This window comes from Staphylococcus sp. HMSC067F07 (assembly GCF_001837405.1).
Lineage (GTDB): Bacteria > Bacillota > Bacilli > Staphylococcales > Staphylococcaceae > Staphylococcus > Staphylococcus capitis.
Window position 1 is genome coordinate 431,896 of record NZ_KV832237.1, and the last position, 24,829, is coordinate 456,724.

At 30.1% G+C, this 24,829-nt stretch carries 23 protein-coding genes and 2 tRNA genes; 9 read left to right on the top strand and 16 right to left on the bottom strand.

Annotated features, from left to right (window positions below; all coding sequences use genetic code 11):
• Nucleotides 1-41: 41 nt before the first annotated feature.
• From menB to HMPREF2706_RS09000, 4 genes are read right to left on the bottom strand one after another with little or no spacing between them, the layout of a single operon-like run.
• Nucleotides 42-860, bottom strand: coding sequence for a 1,4-dihydroxy-2-naphthoyl-CoA synthase (menB, locus tag HMPREF2706_RS08985; protein ID WP_002435362.1), 819 nt, complete (start codon nucleotides 858-860; stop codon nucleotides 42-44).
• Nucleotides 853-1,656, bottom strand: coding sequence for a 2-succinyl-6-hydroxy-2,4-cyclohexadiene-1-carboxylate synthase (gene menH / locus HMPREF2706_RS08990; protein ID WP_030065155.1), 804 nt, complete (start codon nucleotides 1,654-1,656; stop codon nucleotides 853-855). The genes menB and menH overlap by 8 nt, the downstream gene beginning before the upstream one ends.
• A complete protein-coding gene (gene menD / locus HMPREF2706_RS08995) occupies nucleotides 1,643-3,316 on the bottom strand; it encodes a 2-succinyl-5-enolpyruvyl-6-hydroxy-3-cyclohexene-1-carboxylic-acid synthase (RefSeq protein WP_002469946.1) in 1,674 nt (557 codons plus the stop codon). Before menD ends, menH begins: the two co-directional genes overlap by 14 nt.
• Nucleotides 3,303-4,664 carry an isochorismate synthase gene (locus HMPREF2706_RS09000; RefSeq protein WP_030065153.1) on the bottom strand — a complete coding sequence of 454 codons (1,362 nt, stop codon included), beginning with the start codon at nucleotides 4,662-4,664 and terminating at the stop codon, nucleotides 3,303-3,305. Before HMPREF2706_RS09000 ends, menD begins: the two co-directional genes overlap by 14 nt.
• Nucleotides 4,665-4,842: 178 nt before the next feature.
• On the opposite strand from HMPREF2706_RS09000, the gene HMPREF2706_RS09005 reads away from it, so the two are divergent.
• Complete coding sequence (locus tag HMPREF2706_RS09005; RefSeq protein ID WP_023350491.1) at nucleotides 4,843-5,781, top strand: 1,4-dihydroxy-2-naphthoate polyprenyltransferase; 939 nt, start codon at nucleotides 4,843-4,845, stop codon at nucleotides 5,779-5,781.
• 55 nt (nucleotides 5,782-5,836) lie between these two features.
• Here HMPREF2706_RS09005 and HMPREF2706_RS09010 read toward each other — a convergent pair whose 3' ends face one another.
• Nucleotides 5,837-6,388, bottom strand: a complete 552-nt coding sequence (locus HMPREF2706_RS09010; RefSeq protein WP_023350492.1) for a GNAT family N-acetyltransferase — start codon at nucleotides 6,386-6,388, stop codon at nucleotides 5,837-5,839.
• A 196-nt stretch (nucleotides 6,389-6,584) separates the two neighbouring features.
• Here HMPREF2706_RS09010 and HMPREF2706_RS12400 point away from each other — a divergent pair, with 196 nt between their 5' ends.
• Nucleotides 6,585-6,713, top strand: a complete 129-nt coding sequence (locus HMPREF2706_RS12400; RefSeq protein ID WP_002435341.1) for an SAR1012 family small protein — start codon at nucleotides 6,585-6,587, stop codon at nucleotides 6,711-6,713.
• A gap of 470 nt (nucleotides 6,714-7,183) precedes the next feature.
• Nucleotides 7,184-7,798, top strand: coding sequence for a winged helix-turn-helix domain-containing protein (locus tag HMPREF2706_RS09015; RefSeq protein WP_049427964.1), 615 nt, complete (start codon nucleotides 7,184-7,186; stop codon nucleotides 7,796-7,798).
• A gap of 136 nt (nucleotides 7,799-7,934) precedes the next feature.
• On the opposite strand, the gene HMPREF2706_RS09020 is transcribed toward HMPREF2706_RS09015, so the two are convergent.
• The 4 genes from HMPREF2706_RS09020 to HMPREF2706_RS09035 form a co-directional block, all read right to left on the bottom strand.
• Complete coding sequence (locus tag HMPREF2706_RS09020) at nucleotides 7,935-9,179, bottom strand: lanthionine synthetase C family protein (RefSeq protein ID WP_064212237.1); 1,245 nt, start codon at nucleotides 9,177-9,179, stop codon at nucleotides 7,935-7,937.
• Nucleotides 9,172-9,456: a lantibiotic dehydratase C-terminal domain-containing protein gene (locus HMPREF2706_RS12405; RefSeq protein ID WP_070862329.1), complete on the bottom strand. Its 285-nt coding sequence runs from the start codon at nucleotides 9,454-9,456 to the stop codon at nucleotides 9,172-9,174. The genes HMPREF2706_RS09020 and HMPREF2706_RS12405 overlap by 8 nt, the downstream gene beginning before the upstream one ends.
• Nucleotides 9,457-9,550: 94 nt before the next feature.
• Nucleotides 9,551-12,154, bottom strand: coding sequence for a lantibiotic dehydratase (locus tag HMPREF2706_RS09030; RefSeq protein WP_070862330.1), 2,604 nt, complete (start codon nucleotides 12,152-12,154; stop codon nucleotides 9,551-9,553).
• Between the two features lie 96 nt (nucleotides 12,155-12,250).
• On the bottom strand, nucleotides 12,251-12,385 hold the full coding sequence (locus tag HMPREF2706_RS09035; RefSeq protein ID WP_030065142.1) for a gallidermin family lantibiotic: 135 nt from the start codon (nucleotides 12,383-12,385) through the stop codon (nucleotides 12,251-12,253).
• 1,070 nt (nucleotides 12,386-13,455) lie between these two features.
• Between HMPREF2706_RS09035 and HMPREF2706_RS09040 the strand changes: the two genes are divergently transcribed.
• From HMPREF2706_RS09040 to HMPREF2706_RS09050, 3 genes are all read left to right on the top strand, one after another.
• Complete coding sequence (locus HMPREF2706_RS09040) at nucleotides 13,456-13,821, top strand: hypothetical protein (RefSeq protein ID WP_030065139.1); 366 nt, start codon at nucleotides 13,456-13,458, stop codon at nucleotides 13,819-13,821.
• 20 nt (nucleotides 13,822-13,841) lie between these two features.
• Nucleotides 13,842-14,513: an Ltp family lipoprotein gene (locus HMPREF2706_RS09045; protein WP_047796099.1), complete on the top strand. Its 672-nt coding sequence runs from the start codon at nucleotides 13,842-13,844 to the stop codon at nucleotides 14,511-14,513.
• Between the two features lie 606 nt (nucleotides 14,514-15,119).
• Nucleotides 15,120-15,647 carry an Ltp family lipoprotein gene (locus HMPREF2706_RS09050; RefSeq protein WP_030065136.1) on the top strand — a complete coding sequence of 176 codons (528 nt, stop codon included), beginning with the start codon at nucleotides 15,120-15,122 and terminating at the stop codon, nucleotides 15,645-15,647.
• A gap of 580 nt (nucleotides 15,648-16,227) precedes the next feature.
• Here the strand turns inward: HMPREF2706_RS09050 and HMPREF2706_RS09055 are convergent.
• The 3 genes from HMPREF2706_RS09055 to HMPREF2706_RS09065 all read right to left on the bottom strand — a co-directional run bounded on the left by HMPREF2706_RS09055 (nucleotide 16,228) and on the right by HMPREF2706_RS09065 (nucleotide 17,155).
• Nucleotides 16,228-16,316 (bottom strand) — tRNA-Ser (locus HMPREF2706_RS09055).
• A 3-nt stretch (nucleotides 16,317-16,319) separates the two neighbouring features.
• A tRNA-Asn gene (locus HMPREF2706_RS09060) sits at nucleotides 16,320-16,394 on the bottom strand.
• 185 nt (nucleotides 16,395-16,579) lie between these two features.
• A complete protein-coding gene (locus HMPREF2706_RS09065) occupies nucleotides 16,580-17,155 on the bottom strand; it encodes a competence protein ComK (RefSeq protein WP_049426935.1) in 576 nt (191 codons plus the stop codon).
• Nucleotides 17,156-17,374: 219 nt separating this feature from the next.
• Here HMPREF2706_RS09065 and HMPREF2706_RS09070 point away from each other — a divergent pair, with 219 nt between their 5' ends.
• Entirely contained in the window at nucleotides 17,375-17,593 is a 219-nt protein-coding gene (locus HMPREF2706_RS09070; RefSeq protein ID WP_030065132.1) for an IDEAL domain-containing protein, read from the top strand.
• A gap of 80 nt (nucleotides 17,594-17,673) precedes the next feature.
• On the opposite strand, the gene HMPREF2706_RS09075 is transcribed toward HMPREF2706_RS09070, so the two are convergent.
• A complete protein-coding gene (locus tag HMPREF2706_RS09075) occupies nucleotides 17,674-18,660 on the bottom strand; it encodes a lipoate--protein ligase (RefSeq protein ID WP_047796044.1) in 987 nt (328 codons plus the stop codon).
• 204 nt (nucleotides 18,661-18,864) lie between these two features.
• Here HMPREF2706_RS09075 and HMPREF2706_RS09080 point away from each other — a divergent pair, with 204 nt between their 5' ends.
• Together HMPREF2706_RS09080 and HMPREF2706_RS09085 are read left to right on the top strand one after the other, a co-directional pair.
• Complete coding sequence (locus tag HMPREF2706_RS09080; RefSeq protein WP_002433441.1) at nucleotides 18,865-19,050, top strand: YkvS family protein; 186 nt, start codon at nucleotides 18,865-18,867, stop codon at nucleotides 19,048-19,050.
• Between the two features lie 5 nt (nucleotides 19,051-19,055).
• The gene (locus tag HMPREF2706_RS09085) at nucleotides 19,056-19,658 is read left to right on the top strand and encodes a CPBP family glutamic-type intramembrane protease (protein ID WP_002433304.1); all 603 of its coding nucleotides are present in this window, start codon (nucleotides 19,056-19,058) and stop codon (nucleotides 19,656-19,658) included.
• Nucleotides 19,659-19,754: 96 nt separating this feature from the next.
• Here HMPREF2706_RS09085 and HMPREF2706_RS09090 read toward each other — a convergent pair whose 3' ends face one another.
• From HMPREF2706_RS09090 to HMPREF2706_RS09100, 3 genes are all read right to left on the bottom strand, one after another.
• Nucleotides 19,755-21,263, bottom strand: coding sequence for a bifunctional metallophosphatase/5'-nucleotidase (locus HMPREF2706_RS09090; RefSeq protein ID WP_049426931.1), 1,509 nt, complete (start codon nucleotides 21,261-21,263; stop codon nucleotides 19,755-19,757).
• Between the two features lie 178 nt (nucleotides 21,264-21,441).
• Nucleotides 21,442-22,800 carry a TrkH family potassium uptake protein gene (locus tag HMPREF2706_RS09095; RefSeq protein ID WP_002469916.1) on the bottom strand — a complete coding sequence of 453 codons (1,359 nt, stop codon included), beginning with the start codon at nucleotides 22,798-22,800 and terminating at the stop codon, nucleotides 21,442-21,444.
• Between the two features lie 17 nt (nucleotides 22,801-22,817).
• Complete coding sequence (locus HMPREF2706_RS09100) at nucleotides 22,818-24,749, bottom strand: S1C family serine protease (RefSeq protein WP_070862331.1); 1,932 nt, start codon at nucleotides 24,747-24,749, stop codon at nucleotides 22,818-22,820.
• Between the last annotated feature and the right edge of the window lie 80 nt (nucleotides 24,750-24,829).

The following is a 24,829-nucleotide window of genomic DNA, read 5'->3' on the forward strand; positions in this document are numbered from 1 at the left end:
GATATCAATCAAGTGGATTTATCTATATTCTCACTAAACGCTTATGGGAATTTAGGGAATTGGTCGAAGTCAGGATCACGTTTTTCTTTGAAAGCATCGCGTCCTTCTTTCGCTTCATCAGTTGTGTAGTAAAGTAGTGTTGCGTCTCCAGCCATTTGTTGTAAACCAGCTAAGCCATCTGTATCGGCATTCATTGCTGCTTTTAAGAAACGTAAAGCAGTTGGAGAGTGTTTCATCATGTCTTTACACCATTGAACTGTTTCGTCTTCAACTTTATCTAAAGGTACTACCGTATTAACTAAGCCCATATCTAAAGCTTCTTGAGCATTGTATTGGCGACATAAGTACCAAATTTCTCTCGCTTTTTTATGACCAACGATACGTGCTAAGTAACCAGAACCATAACCAGCATCGAATGAACCTACTTTAGGTCCAGTTTGACCAAAGATTGCATTATCTGCCGCGATTGTTAAATCACAAACTACATTTAATACGTTACCGCCACCAATGGCATAGCCTCTAACCATTGCGATAACAGGTTTTGGAATAACGCGAATTAAACGTTGTAAATCTAGCACATTTAAACGAGGAATCTCATCGTCACCTACGTAACCACCGTGACCACGTTTCTTTTGATCTCCGCCTGAACAGAACGCTTTGTCGCCTTCACCAGTTAAGATAATAACTGAAATATTTTGATCATCACGCGCACGTGAAAATGCATCAATCATTTCAGCTACTGTTTTAGGTGTAAACGCATTACGTACTTCAGGACGATTAATCGTTACCTTAGCAATCCCTTCGAAAAATTCATATTTTATTTCATCATATTCTCTAAGTGTTTCCCACTGTCTAGTCATTTTGCTCCTCCTTTAAAAAACCTAATATTATTGTATCAAATTCCGTACTATCTTCCACATGAATTGTATGCCCAACATCTGAAACTTGTACAGTTCGACTATTAGGTATCTCTTCTTTTAATTTCTGTCCTATTTGAACAAACTTTTCATCTTTTTCACCTGTCAAAATTAACGTACGAACACGAAGCGACGACACTTGTGGCCAAAGATTCGGCATATTGCCCGTACCATAATCCCGAAGCGCTTTAGCCAACCTCACAGGATTCTGACTCATTCGATTCGCCCTAATAGCCTTCCGTACCTCAGCATCCAATTCGTACTGCGACCGGAAAAGCGGCAACTTCTCCCAATCATTCACGAAGATTTCCAATCCAGCAATTTCAAGCACCTTCGCACGAGCCGCATCCACTTGAACACGTTCCACTTTATCCGCTTCCGATTGAATCCCCGCTGAAGTACTTTCTAAGAGCAACCCACGCAGCGCTACACTGCCATTTAAAGCATAGTATAGCGCTACGCGGCCGCCCATAGAATAACCAAGAAGGTACACGTCATACATGTGATATTGACTCAGTACCTCATCAAGCGCATGAGCAATATACGGGAAATCCCAAGTATCACTCATGTCTGAAGTATCCTGACCATGTCCGGGTAAATCAATGGTTAATACATTTACATGTTGACGAAGTTGCTCAATATGACTGTCATACGTTGTCGAATCACTAATAAAGCCATGCAACATCACAAGCAATTGTTTGCTATCATTTTGAGATTTAAAAAAATTATAATGTAACATTAACGATATCACTCAACTTCTTATATAAAATTTGATGTTGTTGCAAATTATCCTCTCGACTCGTTAAAACTTCATATATATGAGAACCCATCGCTGATAATTCCATATATTTAAAGTCTGTTAAGTTTTCAAAGCGTTCAAAAGTAAAATCATATAATAATGCAGTGTGCTCGAAATCTAAACCTGTTGGTGTACCGAATAGTCTTTCGAAATATTCACTAGCTGAATCTTTTTGAGGTAAATAAGAAAAGATGCCACCACCATCGTTATTCACAAGCACAATATTAATATGAATATCATTTAACTTCGCCATTAATAAACCATTCATATCATGATAAAAAGATAAATCTCCAATTAAAAGTGTCACATTCTTATGAACCGCCATACCTATCGCAGTTGATACCACTCCATCTATACCGTTTGCACCACGATTAGCATAAACTTCCGCTTCGGTTTCAAACATTAAATTATCAACATCTCGAATAGGCATGCTATTTCCAACGAAAAGCGCATCTTCATTTGATAATTTATGAATAAGTTCGCCCACATAAGCTGCTTCGTCAGATGCATGGTTCAAGTAATCTTTAATTTCAATGCGGGATTGTCTTTCTAATGATTGCCACAATTCTAGCCAATCTTTACGTTGAACATTCTCTTCCTCTATTAAAGATCTAAAGAAATCATTCGCTGAAATTTCATAAGAAATATCCGGTGGTGTTGGAAAGACATCAATTTTGTCGTTATTTTGTACTAATATTTGATAAGCTGATGTGCGTTTAAGCCATTGATTTAACTTTTTAGAAATGACGGGTTTCCCCACTCGAATAACAAAATCTACATCTAAATCTAAACCTGCACGATAAAGTAAATCATACGTGGTAATCACATTAGGATGATTATTTTTACGTAATTGGCTTAGTGGATCAGCCAAAATAGGCAAGTCATAAATTGTAGAATACGTCAGAATTTGATCAACCTCTTGATGTTGCAAGTCACCTACGATAATAAGGCCTTTTTTCTTCTGTAATGTTGCGCTAATATCATGAACAGCAATACTCTTCTGGTAATGCGGTAATGTTTTATTCTCAGATGTGAGTAAATCAACACGATCCATATCAGGTGTCAATGGCTCTCTAAATGGCATGTTGAAATGAATCGGACCACGATGCGGCCCATATAGATATTGGCTCGCAATTTGCATCTGATAATGTATCGTATCTAGCAATTGCTCACTACCATCTGCGATAGGTAAATCAAATTGGAAATTGACATAATTACTAAACATATTCACTTGATTAATCGCTTGAGGTGCGCCTACACTACGTAATTCATGTGGTCTATCGCTCGTCAATACGATTAAAGGCAATCTACTAATTTGGCTTTCAGCGATTGCTGGTGTATAGTTCGCTGCTGCTGTACCTGACGTACACAATATCGCAACTGGTTTTTTACTTCCTTTAATAAGTCCTAATGCGAAGAATGCTGCGCTTCGTTCATCAGGATGTATCCAGGTTTTAATTTTCGGATGTGCCTCTAATGCAAGGGCTAGCGGCGTTGATCGTGATCCTGGACTAATTACCACTTCACGTACGCCATATGCATATAATTCAGATGCGAACGTGAAAACTTGTTGCGTCAATGCGTCGCTATGATTTGTCATAATTATCTACTCCTAATGCATTCATCATTGGTGAAAATTTGACTGCTGTTTCAGCGACTTCGCTATCAGGATCAGAATTCTTAACTATACCGCAACCTGCGAATAATGTAGCTTGGTCTCCTTTGATTAACATCGAACGAATCGCAACAATAAATTCGCAATCATCATAAACGTCAATGAAACCTACTGGAGAACCATAAAGTCCTCGAGTTCCAAATTCTTTATTCTCAATAAATTCTAATGCCTCATCCTTTGGATAACCACCTAGAGCTGGTGTAGGATGTAAGCAATCAATTAAACCAATGTATGATTTTTCGTTTAAATGTCCTTTGATCTCTGTATATAAATGATATAAATGATCGTTTTTTAAAATATTAGGTGTTTCATTGTACTCTACATCTTGTACGAAAGGCTTAATATCATTCAAGATACTTTCCACTACAAATTGATGTTCACCTAAGTTTTTCTTATCTTTTAAGAAAGCTTTAATATTCGCTTCGTCTTCTACTTCGTTATGAGAACGTTTAATTGTTCCCGCGACAGCCTTTGTCGAAAGTACACCATCCTGAACTTTAATGAGTTGTTCAGGCGTTTGTGAAAAGAATATAGATTGATTAGATTCTAATAAGAACATATAGCTATTCTTTTCATTTTTTAAAGCTTGATTTAAAACGTAAGGAATATTAATATCTTTATTAAATTTTATTAAACGTCTACGCGCGAGTACAATTTTTTTAGTCTCATCAATTGTTTCTATCGCTTCTTCAACGAGTTCTCGCCAATCGTCTTTGTAGATGTCTTCCACACGTGTAACATCTCCAAGACTATCTTCTGTTTCATTAACTTCTGTATTCTCAAAATATGAAACTACCTCTTTAAAAGTTTCAATATTAAAATCTTGGCGTTCAGTAGTATAAGTGATGAATGTGCGGTCCCCTTCAATAGATATCAATACTTTAGGTAATACAAAGTGATTTAACCCGTACTCTCGCCACTCATCGTCTGATTTATGACTTGAAAATTGAAATCCACCACATAATCTTAGGTGGTGTTGACTGGTATTAGGATGTATTAATTCGATCTCATTTTTTAAATTTTCCCATTCCTTAAAGATAGACTGCTTATTTTCAAAGTTATTTTTAAACCTTTGAACTGCATGATATCCAAAATATGAAGAATGATTGTCATTTAAGCGCATATAAAAGCGATCGCCAGCATCCTGTTCTGTTAAATAAAATAAAGTACTTGGATCAATTGTTCTATTTAATTCAGTTTCAACAGACACCCAGTCCTTGGTGCTCGCATACAATTTATCGACAATGTCTTCTTCTTTAACATTCACAGCCATTCTTTTCACTTCTTTCTCCTTCGAATTTTACTCATTAGTATATTGTATCATTTTTGAATTCATGTGTTATCATTCTTGCTTAAACTAAACATGCAATTTTTCACGTCAATTGACCTTTAGCTACGATTCCTTTAAAATGTTTATGTTAAAACTATATAAATAAGAGGTTATGCATATTATGGCAGATCAATATCAACAATATTCAACTGTTAAGAAATACTGGCAATTGATGAGACCTCATACTTTAACCGCAGCAGTCATCCCAGTTTTAGTCGGAACAGCTACTGCAAAGCTTTATCTACTAGGTAGTGAAGACCATTTGAAATTCAGTTTATTCCTAGCCATGCTTCTTGCATGTTTATTAATACAAGCTGCAACAAATATGTTTAATGAATATTATGATTTCAAAAAAGGTCTTGATGATCATAACTCTGTAGGTATTGGTGGCGCTATCGTGCGTAATGGTATGAGTCCAAAACTTGTCATGAACATAGCGATTGCATTTTATATTATCGCAGCATTATTAGGTATCTTTTTAGCTATACAAAGTTCATTCTGGATTATTCCAGTCGGCATCGTTTGTATGGCAATTGGTTATCTTTACACTGGTGGACCTATTCCAATCTCATGGACACCATTTGGCGAACTATTTTCCGGCTTATTCATGGGAATGATTATTATAGTGTTATCATTCTTTATTCAAACAGGAAATGTTCAAGGTTATGCTTTCTGGATTAGTATTCCAATCGTTATTACAATTGGACTTATTAATATGGCAAACAATATCCGTGACCGTGTTAAAGATAAAGAAAGTGGCAGAAAAACTTTACCTATTTTATTAGGTAAACGTGCCTCTGTGATTTTCATGGCAGCCATGTATATAGTTGCTTATGTATTCGTTATTTTCACAGCATTGTTCAAAGCACCAGGATCACTATTTTACTTATTAGTGTTATTATCATTCCCTATGCCAATTAAAGCTGTAAGACGTTTTAATAAGAACGATACACCAGCTACTATGATGCCAGCTATGGCAGCTACAGGTAAGACCAACACAATATTTGGTCTTTTATATGCATTAGGAATATATATTAGCGCACTGTTAGGTGGGCTTTAATTTAATACTTTTGAAAATGAACTCGGCAATGAAATTACATTTCAATGTCGAGTTTTTAATTTAATGTCATGTGATGATACTGATGCCCATACAAATCAATATCTCCATTTTGTTTAAATCCTAATTTAGTATAGAGTTTTAAAGCGCCCTCATTCTCATAATCACAATTCAAACTCCATTTCGCATTTTTATCAGTCTCAATTAAATGTTTTAACAATTGCGTAGCGATGCCTTGACCTCTGTATTCAGGAAAAGTAGCCACCGCTTCAATATAGAATTCATCATTGTAAGCTTCTTGTTGAGGTAATGGTGTACCTAGTTCACGAATATCCTCTTCAAGCGGTAAATTCAACCATTGTCTCTCTAAATCTAGCTCCTTTTCACCTGGATAAGCTATAATACAACCAGCCACGACACCTTCTTTTTCATATACCCAAATATGCTCATAATACGTACGATATTTAACATTTACAATGCTTAATTCTATCGCCTCAATCACACGTTTTTTAGTAAACGTTTGAGTCAGTTCTAACTCCATATCTTTCCATATGATATAGCATAATTTAGCAATTTGCCTATTATCACTTGGTCGCGCTCTTCTAATCATCATTTATTCCCCTTTTTAAATAGGTTGCACTGTTATTATATATAATCTCTGTGATTTAATAAAATTATTACTAACTGGGCATCAAGTTGATGAGTAAATTCAATGTTGAATGTTTAAAAATTCTTAAAATTACTTTTAATAAGCTACAATCAAGGGTAAATATGTATAATAAATCAATCATAAAGGGAGAATAATTATGGATATCATTAGAAGAGTTTTTAGAATTTTAATCACAGGCTATATTGTTAAAGCCATTAGAAACCTCATATCTGGTAAATCAGGAAAATCTAACAATGGCAATGACAATGAGAATAAAGAAAAATAAATACTAAGAAGTTTATTAATGGGAACATTACATTTGTTTGAGAAGCACTATATTTTAAATATGTCGAACTAATCACGTACGGTTAGTTCGACTTTTTATTAAATAAAAACTTCTATTAATAATTAAAAGATATTCATTATAGTAATGTAATAAAAATGTCGAAATCTTTATTTAAAATTTTATGGAATATTATAGTGAAAACCCTTACAATATATAATGTGAAATTCAGATAAAAAACTAAGGTAAAATAATCCGTAAAATCAAATTAATAATTCTAAAAAGTAGTCATTATGATTAATAATCAGAATTTTCTAAATATAATGTTTTATCTCCTTTTTATAGCAAGAATGATTAAAATTACTTTAAACGATTGAGGTGAAATATATGCTAAAAGAAAAAGATAGAGAAAGTAAGTTCTATAGAGTCATATTAAATATTTTACAATTTATTAAAGGAGTGAGTAGTTATAAGTGTTTAATATCCAAATTTTACCTTCTATAAATGAAATAGAAAAAGAAAAAATACTCGACATTAATGACTGCATTGTTATTAATTCAAAGAAGTCCAAACCCGATTTGCTTATCATTTGGGAAACTAGTAACGAATATAATCAGATGATAGAAAATAAAGTGAGTTCAATACCTATCATAGTAATAACTAAAAATAATAACAAAGACCGAAAGTATTACTTTTATGAAAAAGGTGTAGCTTTATATGTCATCCTTAATGACGAAGACCATTATTTTATAGAGTGGCTCATTATTAACGAAATAAAGAAGCACTTACACTACCTTCGACCTAAGCTGCTCATCGATTTTGAAAAGCAATTATTTATTTTTAAGGACAAAAAATATGCACTCTCCCACATTGAATTGCAAATTCTAAATTATCTATACCAAAATGTGAACCAATACGTCTCCAGCAAAGATCTAAAAATTCAAGTTTGGGATACCTTAGAATATGTAGATTCTAATACTATAAATGTTTACATTCACAGATTAAGATACCATCTTCAAAATTGCGATAATTTGGAAATTATAAATAAAAGATCTACAGGCTACAAATTAGTTATCAAAGATAGATAATTAAATTCATAATCAGTACAAACACGAAACAATCCTCAAAGTATTATAAATTCTATTACTTTGAGGATTTAATATTATACTACGATTAAAATCTTAAATGTTTACTATTGGTTAACGCTTTAACGAGACGAAATTATTAGCTAATTAAAAACATATTTTTCCAACTTTTTTCTAAATAATTACTATGAGTGGCTTGATAATCTAATAATGATAAAAGAATACCTATCTGTCCTTCTAATAACCCCACCTTATTTTTATAACGTGTTTGATTATTTTCTAATTCGATATCATAAAACATAAACTGATTTTCAGAAGAATAATGTGACAATATCTTTTCCTGGATTAATTCTAGATAACTATTAACTTCTTGTATATTAAAGTATCTATTTACATTATTTAGAATAGTTAAATGAGACGATAGACCATGACAAAACGTTGGACTCAATAAATTATCATTATTCAATCTAATTATTTTAATTATTAAATTTTTAGCTTTCTCAATGAGATTTACATTATTTAAAGCTAAACCTAATAGCCAAATTGTATTCATTATCCCAGTATCCCCGTAACACCAGCCATTTCTGATAGAGTATGAAGGATAATACTTTTCTGCTATATCATAGCGATCAAGCCAACTTTGATTATATTGAAATTCAGTCTTAAATAAATATTCCGTAATATCAGAAAGTAAACTTGAATGATTATCAATTTCCACTCCTTTTATTTTACTAAGCGCCAACAACGAGAATGGACCTAATATGCCATGTGCTAAACCTAAATTTATATTTCCTAAAGAAAACCTTTCTTTATCTATATTTAAAAATTGATTATCCTTGGAAACAATCCAGTGTCTTTTTGAATAATGTATACCTCTAAAGTGATTCATTATTTCTATCAAACTAGAAATAACCTTCGGATTTGCATCTACTCTGTTTAACAAATACCTACCAATACCCGCTAAACCTCTTACCACATCATATTCTCTAGGATTAGCTTCTGTATTTATACACGTCATTTTTCTATTGATAAACTCGATTAAATAATCATCTAGTGTCTGCAAAATATTTCGATAATGTAAATGACCATCAGATACCACATCAATTGAAAATGCTATACCTGATATACCACTAAACAAAGAATAACCTTCTATTCCTCTTTCTAATTCTTTGCCTATCCTCAACACATATTTATGTATTAATTCATCAAAGTTAACGTGGTATAAATTTTGAAATTCATTTAAAAACAATATCACTCCAGGATAACCATGGGACAATGTATAAGAACTCCAACAATCACTCTTATTCTCAATTAGTGCTGTAGCATTTTCATAGTGTGATAAAAATTCAACTTCTTTTTTCATCATTGCTTCGACTTTATTCATTGATAATATCACCACACCAGTATTTCTTTGTCTTCTCTATTTCATTAAAAATAGAAAGTACAAATTTCTCTTTATCTCGATTAACGCCAAATACTCTATTACATCTCATATGAATCAAACTGCCAATAATATGTGCTCTAGGAGTAGATAAACCTCTACTTAAAGCGACTTTTAATTTTTCAATTTCTTTATAATTGTTATATAAAATTTGATGAAGTTTGGGTAGCTTTGCATGTAAATAGCAATAATTATCTCTAGGGTTAGTAAGTTTAACCATCTCATTTTTATATTCTCTTATCTCATTATTACGATATAAATTTTCAACATTGTTATGTCTAATTTCATCAATTTCTTCTTGGTTTATATTTAATTCATTTATTAAAAAAAATAATAGTTATTGCTACAATAAATTCCTTAGGATAATTAAATGTTTGATCAATGATATGAATTGCCAACCAACTATCATACATAAAATAATCCTCAATGATCTCAATTGTTTCAATACCACCATATCTGTTGATTTCAGGTTGATATTCTACAATAGCATAAGTAGATAATTCAGATTCTTTAAGCCACTTTTGTTTAAGTTGCATTATCTCATGATATAAATGTATTGAATCATTTGATTTACTTAATAAACGAAGCTTAATGAAATGATCATTTTCTCTATATTTAATGAAAAAGAAACTTTCTAAGTGATTATTATCAAAAAGTTCTCTTAAACACGGTAATATATATTGAATTAAAAATTCATTTTGATAGCTTTCATCAATATACAAATGTATTGAAAGCCATTCCCTTTTAGTTTCCAATCGCTTATATATATTTTTAGGAATCATTAAACTTTTTTCATTAGATTTAGCTTTTCTATATATTGGCGTCACAATTTCTATCACTCTATCATTGTTAGACTTAGATATAAATTCCTCTAAAAGACAAACTCTACCTTGCTTTTCAATTTCTTTTTTTAATATAGATATATGCGCATCATTAGACAAATTAATCGTTAACCTATTATCGCCAAAAGCCATATTGACATCATTAGGGATATTATAAAATTGTTGGATCTTATGAAATTGTTCAATCCAATTTTCTTTTTCACTACTTGAAAACATATCTTTATTTAATTTCCATGTTGCGGGCTTTAAAATTACATTTTTATATCTAATTCTAGGACAATAATTAAATCCCTCAATTCCATCGTCTTTAATAGGTTGGATAAATTTTGTATTACCTAAGGACACCTCTCTGAGAAACCTATATAAATTAGAACATAAAACATAATTCAACATAGAATGAGTAATAAATAAGATTCTTGAATTTAAAGTTTTAGAAAATAAATATAATTTATCAAAAGTACTTCCAACATATAAATCGTCTAATGTAATTGAACTACATGGCATATCTAGGTCAAGTTCTTTAAATTTTGTAGTACCAGTATGATTAATATTTAAATTTCTGGCATATTTAGGAATTTCATTTATATGAATAACTTCAGTGTTATTTTCATTACTATATTCAATATATTGTTCATATATTTCGTTATCTAATTGCTTACGTATGTCCCTATCAATTTCCTGAGAAAAGCGCCCCATCGTCGCACCAGCATTGAAAGAAGATACAATAGGACTAATCACCAAAAATTCATCATATCCTTTTATATTATTACCATAATAAAACTCACTATATATTTCTGAAGATAAAGGCGCTCTCTCGATAGGAATAGTGTTTTTCTTTTCTATGTCTAAGAAATCATTTTCAGTGATTTCTATCTCTTCATTATGAGAAAGTGCGTAATAATATTTTTCTTTCAAAAAAGGACTATTATTTTTTATAGATTTATCTTCTTTAGTGCAATAACCCATACCATTGATATCAGAAAGTAATTCCTTTAAATTTACAATTTGTTCTAAACCATATTTTTCTAAAAAACTATAATGAAAATCATGATTAGTGCTAATACCCAAATCATCTGGAGAAAGTAACCATAGTAGATATGCAGCTTCACTAATATTTCTAGCAATTTTCTTACTTAAATAATTATTTTTAGTTTGAATTTTAGTATCAATTTGAATATACTCTTTAGCTTTAAATAAATGACTCATCAACTCTCGAATTCTTAAAAAGGTTTTCTTACCTTTCCCAATTTCCATAATTTGGTACTTCATCATTTCAAAATGTATAAGTTGAAGTGATCTAATAAAATCATTATCAAAGTCTCTATAAAAGCATAATAAATAATCTAACGGGTTTTCTTTTTTAAAAGCAGTTCTTAAGCTTGTAAATATTATTTCTTTGTCTAATAGATTTTGTATAAAACTTTTTATTTCCTGCTCGTCATTAATTAAAAATTTTTCTGAAATTAATTTTATTAGATCTTTAAATGTTAAATCCTCTTGCAAGCTTTGTTTAATGAATTTAAGCAAATCATTATTTTTGATCGAGACTAGTTCTCTATTATTTTCCTGAATGAGACATGTTTGATTATCCAAATATATACGCTGGTCGGTAATGTAATTTCTTTCATTCCAAATAACGTAACTATCTTGATAATAATCATAATTACTTTCTAAAAAATGAATTAATTTGCTTAACCAAGACCCATCTATTTTTACGCTTTTATAATAGTAATTAACATCTTCTTGTATTTGTATATTTGTTTTTTCAGCAAGTTGTCCCAATGATACGCCACTTAACAATCCATATGGCGTGCCCCTCGTACTCATTCTAATAAGATATTTTAAAAAGCTCTCTTTAGCATTACGCACTTTCTTCGTCTCACTATCAAATGAAATATTAGTTAAGCTTTGATATAAATGATATGTCGTAGTCAAAATGGTTTCTTCAATAATTTTGTTTTGAAAAAAAGAGGAATAATCTATTTCATCATTTTTTAAATAAGTATTATAAATGGAAACAGGAAGTAAAGGAGCTCTAATAATGTAATAGCTAGACGTATTAAAAATACTTTTCATTTATTCACCTCTAAAAATAAAGCAGAGCCCTTTATAAGGAACTCTGCTCAAACATTGCACTTAAATCAACACTTTTTACTAGAGAATTACAAGTTTTTACCGTTTAGCGCATCCATCTGTACACCAAATTAAACTTGTGTTTGGTGGATCTGATTTCGAATTACTGATTTCTCTCGCATTTACTTTAACGTCAAGATCAAAAAGTTCTTTCTTTTCTTTAACACATTTCATTCGAATCACTCCTTAATTTTTTTAAAAGAATATTTAAATTCTTTTCAATTACATATTAATACGAGTTTAAAAATATTTCTATATTTTATCATTATTATTACATATGTGTAATAATATAATAGTTTAAATTAGGACTAACTTTATTAAATAATGAGAATACAGTGTTATCACATATACTTACACTCTAAAGTAAAATTTACATATTAAAAAGCCATGACTGTATAGTCATAGCTCCACTTAAATCTAAGTTATTCAATTATGCTTCCTAGTCTTATAGTAAACGAATACTATAATTTTTATAAAAAATACACACTTTTTTAGGAAATACCATATTCTTTAACCTCATAGTAGTCACTAATAAAACAGTGACATTTAACAAAATCAAATATAATTAATAAATAATGATGACTTCTTAATAAGAATAAATTTATTATACAAATTAGCTTTATCTTCTTTATATACAAAAATAAAAACATTTTTATGCCTTGTAAACAATCCAGCTAACAGATTGAATTAATTAGCAAGCTTAACTAGTTTGAATTGTTTACTATTATATATTCTTAATTACTATTAGCAACTCTACCCCTCTATACTAAAACTCAAAACCAAAACTTGTTTAAATCTACTTTATTTTAAGTATTATTCGTACACTTTGAATTATATTTCAATTCACTATTAAACAAATTTTACGCAATACTTTAATTCAATATTTTAGAATTTTATTATCGAAATTTTTTTAATATTATATATAATATGCTTATAGGCTTTAAGTAGGTTTTAAAATAAGAATTAACATTAGTGATCAACTTAAAATGCTACTCATGAATTTATTGCTACATATATAATTGACTATATGATGTTTTTAAAGCGATAAAATTTCATAGATTAAAAAGCAAATGAAATAGCGATAAATAAAGAGAACGCTAACTTACTAATAAATTAACCATTAGTATAAGTGCGTTCTCTTTTTTATATAAAAATTATGCATAATTTAAACTTTTAATAGGAGTTGATGTTTAAAAACAAATAACAGATATACAATTTCTAAAACTAGATAAGGAGTGAGAATTATGCATCAATATAAGGAGCTGATTGATGATATTAATGTTAAATATATAGAGATGCCTAATAAATTAGAATGTTTAATCTCGGGTAATGATTTATACATTAATGAACGCTTATCATCATCTGCTAACATTAGAGAAACATCTGATTCTTATTATTTAAAAAGCAATGAATTAACTTCATTAATCCCTTTAAATCAAATAGAACATGCAGTTACTACACACAACTGCACTACCCTTCTTAAACTTAGTAAGTTTTTTAAACTTCCTACCACTTTTATTTTTCTAAACCTTTATTTCTACTCTATTAAATATTCTAATTTACCTTTTCTCAATATATTACAAATCAAAATTTTACTACTCATCAAATAGATACATAGGAGGATATTTTTATGCAACAAGAATCAACATCATGGTATAAACAAGAATGGTTTATTGTTTTAACTTTAATATTTATTTTCCCACTTGGTTTATTTGTAATGTGGCGATATAGTAAATGGCCTTCTATTACAAAATCAATCATAACAGTGGCAATAGTAGTTATAGCGTTATCTAGTATAACTTATGTTGGTAACCTCAAAACAAATAATTATGAAACACAACCTACCGTAAAGACAGATAATGAAACAGCAGATACAGCCAATAATACAGAAAACATAAATTATGATGATAGTAGTACAGATAAAGAAATAAACGATAAGTATCAAAAAGATGACAATACAACAAATAAAGAAAACGAGGCCACATCTGTTGAAGGTACACGTTTAGAAAAAGCTGCACTAGAAAAAGCAAAAACATATTCTAAAGATTTGCATATGTCAAAACAAGGAATATATGATCAATTAACATCAGAATATGGAGAAAAGTTTAATAAAGAAGATGCACAATTTGCTATAGATCATCTTGATGCCAATTATGAAAAAAACGCACTAGAAAAAGCAAAATCTTATGCTAAAGATATGCACATGTCTGATGATGCAATTTACGATATATTAGTATCTGAATATGGTGAGAAGTTTACCGACTCTGAAGCAAAATATGCTGTAGACCATTTAGATAATTAAGTCTTGAGAAAGAGTAACTTTTTCTCATATTTCCTTTGAGAATATATGTAAAAACGACCAAATTTATAGTCCGCTGTTTTAGTAAGACAACATAATATATCAAATGTTATATAAAAAAATTAAAAGAAGCGAAAAACTAAAAATGTGTTTTTTATTTTTCATAACTAATCAGGATAATTTAGTTGAGAATAACCATTTTTCATTGGAAACTATATTTCAAAAAACATTAACTTATCTCTTGAATTTTTGGTATAATAATTCTATATTTATTTTTTATAAAATTTTACACCGCATTTATAAGATGTATAAATTAAAGCGACCAACACTCTTCGTTTAGTTATTAATAGAGAAGTCACAATTAAATTTTATAAAGAAGAAAATATTTTGAATGTGATGATGTTGCAATTTAAAAGAGCAATTAAATATTTGTCTTAATATGGCTACATCTTACATACAAGCGAATACGTATCAATAATGATAACGTCATCTGGTTATATGTAATATACAACCTAGATTTTAATCTCGAGGTTTAACATAAAGCTGATGTAATATGTGTTATTGATTTATTAGTATGCGACTTTAAAATTATTAAAAGGGAGTAAAAAGATGGAAAAAAATTACAACAAGTATCAACAAGAAAGACAAAAAGAACAATTTCAAGAATATCAGAAAATGAACGAACAAAAAAAGAAATCCAAGAAAGGTTGGCTGTGGGGATGCGGCGGATGTTTAGTCTTAATTATTATAATCATTATAGGCATTTCTGCTTGTACTGCTAGCATCACTAACACTAGTAACTCAAATAATAGTTCAAATGATACTAACGCTACTACTCAAGAAAAAGCAGCTTTAAACAAAGCAAAAATTTATTCTGATACTATGCATATGTCTAAACAAGCAATATACGATCAGTTAACATCTGATGCAGGTGAAAAATTTAAAGAAAAAGACGCTGATTATGCAATAAAACATTTAAAAGCTAACTATAAAGAGAACGCTAAGAAGAAAGCTAAGGATTACGTTGAACAACAAAATATGTCAAAAGATGCGGTGTATAATCAGCTTACTTCATCTTATGGCGAGAAATTTACTAAAGAAGAAGCGCAATATGCTGTAGATCATCTAGAAAATTAATTTAATTTTAGGGTAGCACGTCTACCCTTATTTTTTTTACCATATTTTAAGAGAGGAACATAAAAGGTAGCAAAAATAACTTAAAGTAAAATGAATTATGTTTAAAAGTTGAAACGTTTACTTTAACTTCTAACCCAGATGATTTATTTAGTCTATAGCTATCTGTAACTATTTAATTATGTTAGTTTCTAAAATTATATCATTCAGCACAGAAGTTAAAAATTAGGTGATTCAAAAATATCAATTACATAATGTGTTTATAATCACCTATTAGAAGAATTAAAAGATAAAGTAGATGAAAGTTTAGACGCTAAACTAACTTCGTTCTAAGTATTGCAGGAATAAACCGACTACTAAATCGACAACTTTTAAGGAAAATTTCAAATATTGTCGGTCTCGTTGACATTTTAATTTGAAACAGACTTTTACAGTTTTCTATTAAAAATAAAAAAGAACGTTGATTTAACAACGTTTTATTGTAATCTAGTAAAACAAAAGTTTACTAATATTTACTATTTTACGGAATAAGAAGATAAAAAATAACGCTTATAATGGATTTAAACCATTATAAGCGTCTGTACGGAAACGGAGGGATTCGAACCCTCGCGCCGCTCTCGCGACCTACACCCTTAGCAGGGGCGCCTCTTCAGCCAACTTGAGTACGTTTCCATATGGCTCCGCAGGTAGGATTCGAACCTACGACCGATCGGTTAACAGCCGATAGCTCTACCACTGAGCTACTGCGGATTAATTTAATTTTATCTCTATCAAGCACAAATATTATTATATCAATCCTGTTCAGTTTTTCAAGAGAAATCTTAAAAAAATATACGGAACATTTACACTAATTTAATATTAACGCCCCGCATATTTTAAAATTAAACAAACAATTTTAATCTTAATTTGTGTAGTTAAAAATATTAAAATGGTGTCTACTTATCATCTAAAAGAGAATACCTTGAGAGAGCTTCAAATATATTTAACGATGATTGATTATAATCAATGGGTTGTTCTGGATTATTTGATTTCATACGTGCATGTTTATCTACCATATAATAATAAATAATCGCATTTGTATATTGATGCCATAAGCTATGATATGAAACGTTTAATATAAAGGATTCACCATTAGCAAATATCACTTTACTTTTACGATTTTTAAGTTCTTTGATGCTGTCGATATAATGCATGTTTATCCAGATGTTTTCGTCTTGTCGATCAGAATGTGTTGGGAAAAAATAAGTTGGAAATAAAGGGGTAAGTAAAATAGGTGGTTTACTAGAGATACCTGTAATTCTATTAGTTTCAGATTTTTTACTTAGGTAGCTATTACCATAGAATTTGCAGGACCTCTCGATAATTCTTTGAACTTTAAATGGACTCACCTTTCGTGATTTATCAAATCTTATAATTTCTGAACCTGAAGTTTGCTGATATTCATCATACCTTGGTCGAATTAACATGTCACCTTTTCTAATAACATAGATTGATTCACTAAAAATAGTCATTCGATTACCTCACTTCACAAAAAAATAAATTATTGTTACTATTTTCTTTTAATAATAATAACTTAATTTTATTTTATACGAGCCTTAAATTAAGTCAAGTTCTACTTTTATTTTCTTTTTACACATATTTCTTTTAAAATGTCAGAATATTCATTGATTTCAAAAATTAAAAACTGTATAATACTCATATATCAATAAATAGGAAAGGTAGTGATTTTCATGAATCATAATACAAATGTAAAATACACTACACTTGAAGACTTTGTAACAACAGTTAATGATTTAGGTGTAGAACTTGTAATTGATGAAGCATTAAGAGAAGCTAGGAAGAAAAAACTTGAGACTCTTATCGACGAAGCACTTGTTAATAAGAATGAGAAAGATTTCAAACAGTACACAGATGAATATAAAAAATTGGAGGCTTTTCTCAGTGAATAAATTAGATTCGAGTCACTCATTATAAAAGGTCTATTCCCTACTTTAATTTAAGTTTAGAGAATAGACCTTTTTTATTTTATTTAAGACATTAATCTTATAATTTCATATTTATCAATATCACCAAAATAATGGTATAGATCATAATTGGATAATGCTTCCTCAATATGCTCGAAGTCATGTAAACAACCTTCAAGTGCATATTCAAGTTCGGTTACATCGCCTTCTCCAAAGAAGTCTCCAAATATTTTCGCATGTTCAATACGTCCTTTTTTAACATCAAATTTAATTTGTATAAAACCCTTTTCAAATTTTTCTTCACGCTCAAAATTATATTTAGGATTTTTACCATAATTCCATTCCCAAGTACGGTATTTTTCGTTACTTAACTGTTTAATTTTAGTCCAATCGTCATCAGTTAATACATATTCTTCTACTTCATTTTCCCCAAAAATAGTCTTTAGAATAATTTGCTTAAATTCATTAATATTTAGTGGTTCTTCTAAAAATTCATCAATGTTAGCCACACGTTTTCTTACAGATTTAACGCCTTTAGATTTAATTTTAGCAGGATTAACTTTTAACGCATTTTGAACTTCATCAAGTTCACAATTTAACATCAGAGTGCCGTGACTAAACATTCTATTTTTAACCTTTACCATTGCATTCCCTGAAATTTTAGCTTCACCAACTTGGATATCATTACGGCCCGTCATTTCAGCATTAACTCCTAAAGATTGTAAAGCTTGCACAATCGGCAATGTAAACTTTTTAAAGTTGTGAAAACTATTGCCATCATCATCAGTAATAAAGCTAAAGTTTAAATTACCTGTATCGTGATATACCGCACCACCTCCAGATATACGACGCACAACATCAATGCTGTTCTTATCAATATATTCTTTATTAACTTCCTCAATTGTATTTTGATTCTTGCCTACAATGATTGAAGGTCTGTTAATATAAAATAAAAAGTAACTTTCTTCAGCTGGAAGATTTTTAAGAACGTACTCCTCCATTGCTAGATTGAGCGTGGGATCAGTAATATTATTATTACTAATAAACTTCATAACATTCCTCTCCTTAAAGTATCTTTCTATATGCCCTTACCCTAGTTATGAATGATTTATATTAAAAATTCCAATTATTTACTCATTTATGTCTTACTTTTCATATTTATATATAACAATCTTAGTTTTTTAAGGATATTAGTTTATTTGTTATGTAAATTTTAGTACAATATTATCTAGCTATGATTTAAGGGAGGAGTCATTATGACTGTTGCAGAAGTAGGTAATATTGTAGAATTTTATGACGGTTTAAGAGGCCGTGTAGAGAAAATTAATGACAATTCTGTTATTGTAGACTTAACAATTATGGAAAACTTTAATGAATTAGATTTACCTGAGAAAACTGTCATTAATCATAAGCGATATAAAATCGTTGAACAAGAAGGTTAATTATAATGAAAAATGTTTCTAAAGCTTTAATTTGGTTTATTATAAGCTTCATCGTCTTTCACGCAATTTTATTTGTGATGTGGGGTGAACACCAAGAGTACTGGTACTTATACACTGGCATTATGCTAATAGCAGGAATAAGTTATGTTTTTTATCAAAGAGACATTGCATCTAAACGATTATTAACTTCAATTGGAATTGGTATAATCACAAGTATTGTACTTATAATCGTACAACTCATTTTTTCACTTATTTCATCAGAATTATCGTACGCATCATTAATCAAAGAATTATCAAGAACAGGCGTTTATTTCAAATGGCAAATGCTAATTACATTAATATTTGTAATTCCGTGTCATGAGTTATATATGAGAACTGTTTTACAAAAAGAATTAATTCGTTTCAACTTACCTAAATGGGTAAGCATATTAATAGTTGCAATCTGTTCAAGTTCATTATTTATCTACCTTGATAATTGGTGGATTGTATTCTTTATCTTTGTAACTCAAATCATTTTATCATTAAGTTATGAATATACTAGACGAATAGCAACTACTTCAATAGCACAAATAGTTGCTATAATATTGTTATTAATATTTCATGGATAAAAAGCATTTCTTAACCCTTCTCTTGCGGGTTAAGAAATGCTTTTTTTGTTGAAGTAATTTTATTAATCATAACTTTGTTATATATTGAGAGACAAATTAGAGATTAACTTTAAAATTATTCATTACTTTAATATTGTAATCTGCATTTTTCAGATTATTTCTAATCAGTCCCCCCATTGTTTCATCATGAGTTTCATGAACAATCGCATCTTTCAAGTAATCTTTGTAATTTCTATAACAATAATCTGTCATGGTGATTCTATACATTTGATTCTCATCTATATTATCTATTTTAACTCTGTGGTATGGCTGTTGTTTCATATCGACTGTATAATTAATACCTTGCCAGAATGTAAACAACGTTTCATCAATAATTGTTAAACTTAATTTTCCTTGTTCGAATTCTATATGGGAATAGCTATACTCTAGAATATCTTTTATGTTTTTCCCTCTTACCGTTAGATCAACAGGTTTGTCTGGATGTGGATATGCCTCATATAAATCCCTATTGCGAATAACTCCACCTAGTCCTTCCTCTCCGTTTATAGGTAGGTGCACACATGAGATTTTATAATCATACGCAGCTTTTATACCATCATGAAGTAATTGAGCAAATGGATGTGGCTGACAAATAATGTCTTCAATACTATCAATAATTAGATTAAATTTGTTATTAGATATAATTTCATCTGCCCAATACTCTACAGCTTTACGATCATAATGCGTCTCATTTAGTAAATCTTGATCTTCATTATAGTCATTTAAATCTATCACTTTTGATTTGATATTCTCTATTTCATATGAACTCGTACGCTTTTTAAAATGAATTGATAAATGTACTAACTCTTCAGCATTTTGACCTGCTTGTACATAAACTGTTTCATGATCTTTACCAACAATAGTTTGATGTTGATGAGCTGTAATAATTAAGTCTATAACACCCAATTCTTCCATAATTTTTTCAGCTTCGTTCGCATTTCTTTCGTTTCGTTTACTCTTATTACTTATTTTATTAAGACCACCATGATAAATAACTATAAGAAAATCTGGCTCCTCAACTTCATGAATATATCTAATCCAACGCTTAGCTGAGAGAAGCGTCTTTTCAATACTGACATCATCTTCCATTTCAGCATATTCATTTTTCATTAAACCATCAGCTGTTAATCCGACAATAGCTATCTTTAAATCATCATAGTTTTTAATTGTATATGGTGTTGAAAAATATGGCTCACGCGTCACTGTGTACTCTATATTTGCTGATAACCAAGGAAAACGGGCTAACGCAACTGAACGCGTCAAGAATGACAAACCAAATTTAAATTCATTAGGGCTTATCCCACTAGCATCGTATTGCATAGCATTCATTAATTTAATCATAGGGTGACGCTTATAAGGAGCTACTACCGCATAATAAAATGCTGCTAACGAACCTGCTAAGCTACCTCCACTATCAAGTAAAATAACATGCTTATTTTGTTTACGAGCATCTTTGACATATGTGCCTGCTCTGTAGATATTTGATCCATAGTCCCCGTTTAAGAAGTGACTATGCATATCTGAGGTTGCAATCACATCTACAGTAATATTTTCATTTTTTTCCATCTAGCCACTCCTCTCATTAAAGTAAGTTTAACATGTAAATATCTTGTAGTGTAATTAATATAAAAGTAATTCAAATCATGCCTTTGGAAAACAAAACACAATAATTAATAAAAACTTATCTAAACATAAAAACACTTCTGATAAATAGTATTCATTTACCAGAAGTATTTTATAAAAATTATCCTATTTGAATTCGTTCTTTAGGATAGCTAAATTTATCAGGTTCTTTACGTCCAGCTAAAATAATAATAAATGATATCAAGCCGACTCGCCCGATAAACATCAGAATCATTAGTACAATTTTAGTTAAATTACTAATATTATCAGTTGCACCTAAACTTAAGCCACACGTACCGAATGCTGACATTACCTCAAAAAAGATTTGAATAAATGTCAATTTACCTTGTTCAGTAGCAGCAATAATAATCATACTTACAAAAGTTAGAATTGATGCCATTGTAAATACCGCAAAGGAACGTTGAATATCCATAATATGAATTTCTCTATTAAAGGCTTTGATACCTGTTTTATCAGCAGTATTATTAAAATTAATAATAAAAAGAATAAGAATAGCAAAAGTCGTTGTACGGATACCTCCACCAACCGAACTTGGAGAGGACCCAATAAACATTAATATGCTCATTATAATATTTGTGGCATCACTGAAATGTGACACATCAATTGTTTGTAAACCAGCACTACGTGTAGTCGCAGACTGGAATAATGAATCAAATAGAGCCTGATGCCAACTCAAACCCTTGAAGGCATGGTTATGTTCTAATAACAATATAGATAGTACACCGAATACAAATAAAAATAGATATGTAGACGTTGTTATTTTAGTGAATAATGAGAATCTAAAATTAGTTACTCTATTTTTTATGTATGCTTTAAGTTCGAGAAGAACCGGAAATCCAATCGAACCTAAAACAATTAGAAACATAACTATTGTTTGAACAAAATAATCTTTTGCATATGGCACAAGAGATTCTCCCGTTATATCTAAACCACCATTTGTTGTAGCAGAAACCGATACAAACACACCTTGCATAAAAGCGTGTTTTAAATCAGGATTATCTCGATAAAAGTAAAATGCTAATAATAATGCGCCTACAAGTTCAATTACAAATATTGTTCTTACAATCTCTAAAATCAATTTTACAGTACCACTCATCGTGTCTTTATTATTATCTAACATGATAAGTTGTCGTTCTCTTATACCAATGTGCTTACCCAACACTACCCAGAGTAATGTACCGATAGCCATGACACCTATTCCACCTATATTTAAAATAATCAAAATGATTATTTGTCCAAAGGTAGAATAAGTATCAACTATATTTACTGGTGTTAATCCTGTCACACTAATTCCAGAAACCGCAACAAACAATGTATCTATAGGATTAACATCAACTCCATGTTTATGTACAAAAGGTAAATTTAATAATAGAAATGCAACCACAATGGCAAAGAGATAATAAAGAACAATCCCTTGTTGAGGACTTGATTTCTTAAGTAATTGACTTAATATAGACATAAATTTCACCTCAACGTTTATTTCAGTTTAATTTGAATAGTTTTTTCTGTACCATTTCTATAGATTTTAGCTGTTAAAGTTTTTAAATCATCTCTATGGCTAAAAATAATTTGTCTATAGCGTAAATTATCTTCAACGGTTTTACCATCTAATTCTACTATTACATCATCTTTTTTCAACCCTGATTTTTCACCTAAGCTATTTTCTTTAACATCATTAACAAGCACACCATTGTTAACACTTGATGGAAGGTTGGCTTCCTCTCGTTCTTCACTTGAAATATCTGCTACATTTTTTATTTTTATACCAGTGTTAGGGTATTGCACTTTTCCTTTGTCTTCTAATTGTTGTGCTATTTTACGTACATCATTAATCGGAATTGCAAAGGCCATACCCTCTACATTTTCCATATCTATCTTCAACGAAATAATACCTATAAGTCTACCATCTTTATCTACTACAGCTCCTCCAGAGTTACCTGGATTAACTGGGGCATCAACTTGAAATGCTTTCATCAACACATCATAACTGTTGTCTTTATCTATATCCACATGTACATGACGATCTAAACCTGAGATAATCCCTTTAGAAACACTGCCTTTAAAATCTACTCCTAAAGGATTACCAACTACTAATATTGATTCTCCTAATACTAAGTTATTTGAATCACCTAAAGTTATTGGTTTCATACTTTCATCTGATAAGTTAGCTTTTACAACAGCAATATCAGACCATTTGTCTTTGCCAACCACTTTTCCTTCAACAGACTTATTATTATTGTATGTAACTTTCTGTTTATCTTTATCTCCGACTACGTGAGCATTCGTTAAAATATAAATAGAGTCGCCTACTTTTTTGTAGACGACACCCGAACCAATTTCATTATCTGAACCTGATTTACTTTTAGGAATAGTAGTATTATTAGATACATTGTTTTGAACAGTTACTACTGATTTGACAGAGTTATTAGCGTTTTTCATTGTAGTTGTATAATTCTTGTCATTTCCATTAAAAGCACTATCATTAGTATGATCATTTTTATTAACTGTTGTAAATATAGCATTTAATATAAGTAATAATAAGATAATACCTATGATAATTAAAAGTTTTGGCCAGTGTTCTTTAAAGAAAGCAATTATTGCATTCTTGATGTATTCAAAATTATCATTTTTATTACTCGTTTTTAGAGAATCTTTCTTTGAATTTTTATCATAACCTTTATCATCATTTTCCTTATCATCTGAATGATGATTTATAGATGAATATGGCTTTTCTTTGTTTTGTTCAGAATCTAAATGACGCTCATCATTATTTTTTCTCTTATCTGTTATATCATTAGAAGTTTCTATCTGATTATTGTTCTCATAATCACTATCTTTAGTGCTAACCTCTTTTTTATCTGTTGTTTCATTTATACTAGACTGTTCTTGTTGAACGTTGTCATCATTTTCTTTAGCGGTTTTAGCGGTTTTGTCTTCCCCCTCTAAGTCCTTCGGTTGGTTAGTGATTGAATATGGCACTCTTGTTTCTTTATGATTATGATTTACTTGTTCATCTTCAACTTCACTTCGTGGTCTATCCTCTGAAGTTAAATGTGTTTGAGTGTGATCACTTAATTCTTTAGAATTAGAAGATTTTTTGCTCATTGAAGAAGGTTTTAATGCATCTGTTTGATTGGTCTCTTCATGTCTATTTTTTTGCCTTTGATTTGCTATTTCGTGTTGTTGTTGAATTTCTTCTTGAGTTAATTTCTCAATTCTTGCTTTACGTAAATTATCTTTAACGCGTTCTTCGTTAACCTTGGATTGTTGTTTTTCTTTAGCAACTTGCTGTTTTAGAGCTTCTCGTTCACGTTTAATACGTTCTTCTCTTTCTTCATTATGAAAATATTCACGTCGCTTTCGACGATACTGACTACGGGGTATGACTTGTTTTTTATCATTATCCAATTGATGACCCACTCCTATATTCACTTATATTAGTTAAATATGTAAAAATTATTAAATTTTAGTTATTTCTAAGGTTTTCA

What these genes read in the sequence shown, in the direction of transcription:
- menB (WP_002435362.1), bottom strand. Translation starts at nt 860, where the DNA reads ATGACTAGACAGTGGGAAACACTTAGAGAATATGATGAAATAAAATAT.
- HMPREF2706_RS09020 (WP_064212237.1), bottom strand. Translation starts at nt 9,179, where the DNA reads ATGAATAAAGTCGAAGCAATGATGAAAAAAGAAGTTGAATTTTTATCA.
- HMPREF2706_RS09090 (WP_049426931.1), bottom strand. Translation starts at nt 21,263, where the DNA reads ATGGAAAAAAATGAAAATATTACTGTAGATGTGATTGCAACCTCAGAT.
- HMPREF2706_RS09005 (WP_023350491.1), top strand. Translation starts at nt 4,843, where the DNA reads ATGGCAGATCAATATCAACAATATTCAACTGTTAAGAAATACTGGCAA.
- HMPREF2706_RS09045 (WP_047796099.1), top strand. Translation starts at nt 13,842, where the DNA reads ATGCAACAAGAATCAACATCATGGTATAAACAAGAATGGTTTATTGTT.
- HMPREF2706_RS09065 (WP_049426935.1), bottom strand. Translation starts at nt 17,155, where the DNA reads ATGACTATTTTTAGTGAATCAATCTATGTTATTAGAAAAGGTGACATG.
- HMPREF2706_RS09030 (WP_070862330.1), bottom strand. Translation starts at nt 12,154, where the DNA reads ATGAAAAGTATTTTTAATACGTCTAGCTATTACATTATTAGAGCTCCT.
- menH (WP_030065155.1), bottom strand. Translation starts at nt 1,656, where the DNA reads ATGTTACATTATAATTTTTTTAAATCTCAAAATGATAGCAAACAATTG.
- HMPREF2706_RS09050 (WP_030065136.1), top strand. Translation starts at nt 15,120, where the DNA reads ATGGAAAAAAATTACAACAAGTATCAACAAGAAAGACAAAAAGAACAA.
- menD (WP_002469946.1), bottom strand. Translation starts at nt 3,316, where the DNA reads ATGACAAATCATAGCGACGCATTGACGCAACAAGTTTTCACGTTCGCA.
- HMPREF2706_RS09080 (WP_002433441.1), top strand. Translation starts at nt 18,865, where the DNA reads ATGACTGTTGCAGAAGTAGGTAATATTGTAGAATTTTATGACGGTTTA.
- HMPREF2706_RS12405 (WP_070862329.1), bottom strand. Translation starts at nt 9,456, where the DNA reads ATGGTTAAACTTACTAACCCTAGAGATAATTATTGCTATTTACATGCA.
- HMPREF2706_RS09075 (WP_047796044.1), bottom strand. Translation starts at nt 18,660, where the DNA reads ATGAAGTTTATTAGTAATAATAATATTACTGATCCCACGCTCAATCTA.
- HMPREF2706_RS12400 (WP_002435341.1), top strand. Translation starts at nt 6,585, where the DNA reads ATGGATATCATTAGAAGAGTTTTTAGAATTTTAATCACAGGCTATATT.
- HMPREF2706_RS09095 (WP_002469916.1), bottom strand. Translation starts at nt 22,800, where the DNA reads ATGTCTATATTAAGTCAATTACTTAAGAAATCAAGTCCTCAACAAGGG.
- HMPREF2706_RS09085 (WP_002433304.1), top strand. Translation starts at nt 19,056, where the DNA reads ATGAAAAATGTTTCTAAAGCTTTAATTTGGTTTATTATAAGCTTCATC.
- HMPREF2706_RS09035 (WP_030065142.1), bottom strand. Translation starts at nt 12,385, where the DNA reads ATGAAATGTGTTAAAGAAAAGAAAGAACTTTTTGATCTTGACGTTAAA.
- HMPREF2706_RS09010 (WP_023350492.1), bottom strand. Translation starts at nt 6,388, where the DNA reads ATGATTAGAAGAGCGCGACCAAGTGATAATAGGCAAATTGCTAAATTA.
- HMPREF2706_RS09000 (WP_030065153.1), bottom strand. Translation starts at nt 4,664, where the DNA reads ATGGCTGTGAATGTTAAAGAAGAAGACATTGTCGATAAATTGTATGCG.
- HMPREF2706_RS09040 (WP_030065139.1), top strand. Translation starts at nt 13,456, where the DNA reads ATGCATCAATATAAGGAGCTGATTGATGATATTAATGTTAAATATATA.
- HMPREF2706_RS09070 (WP_030065132.1), top strand. Translation starts at nt 17,375, where the DNA reads ATGAATCATAATACAAATGTAAAATACACTACACTTGAAGACTTTGTA.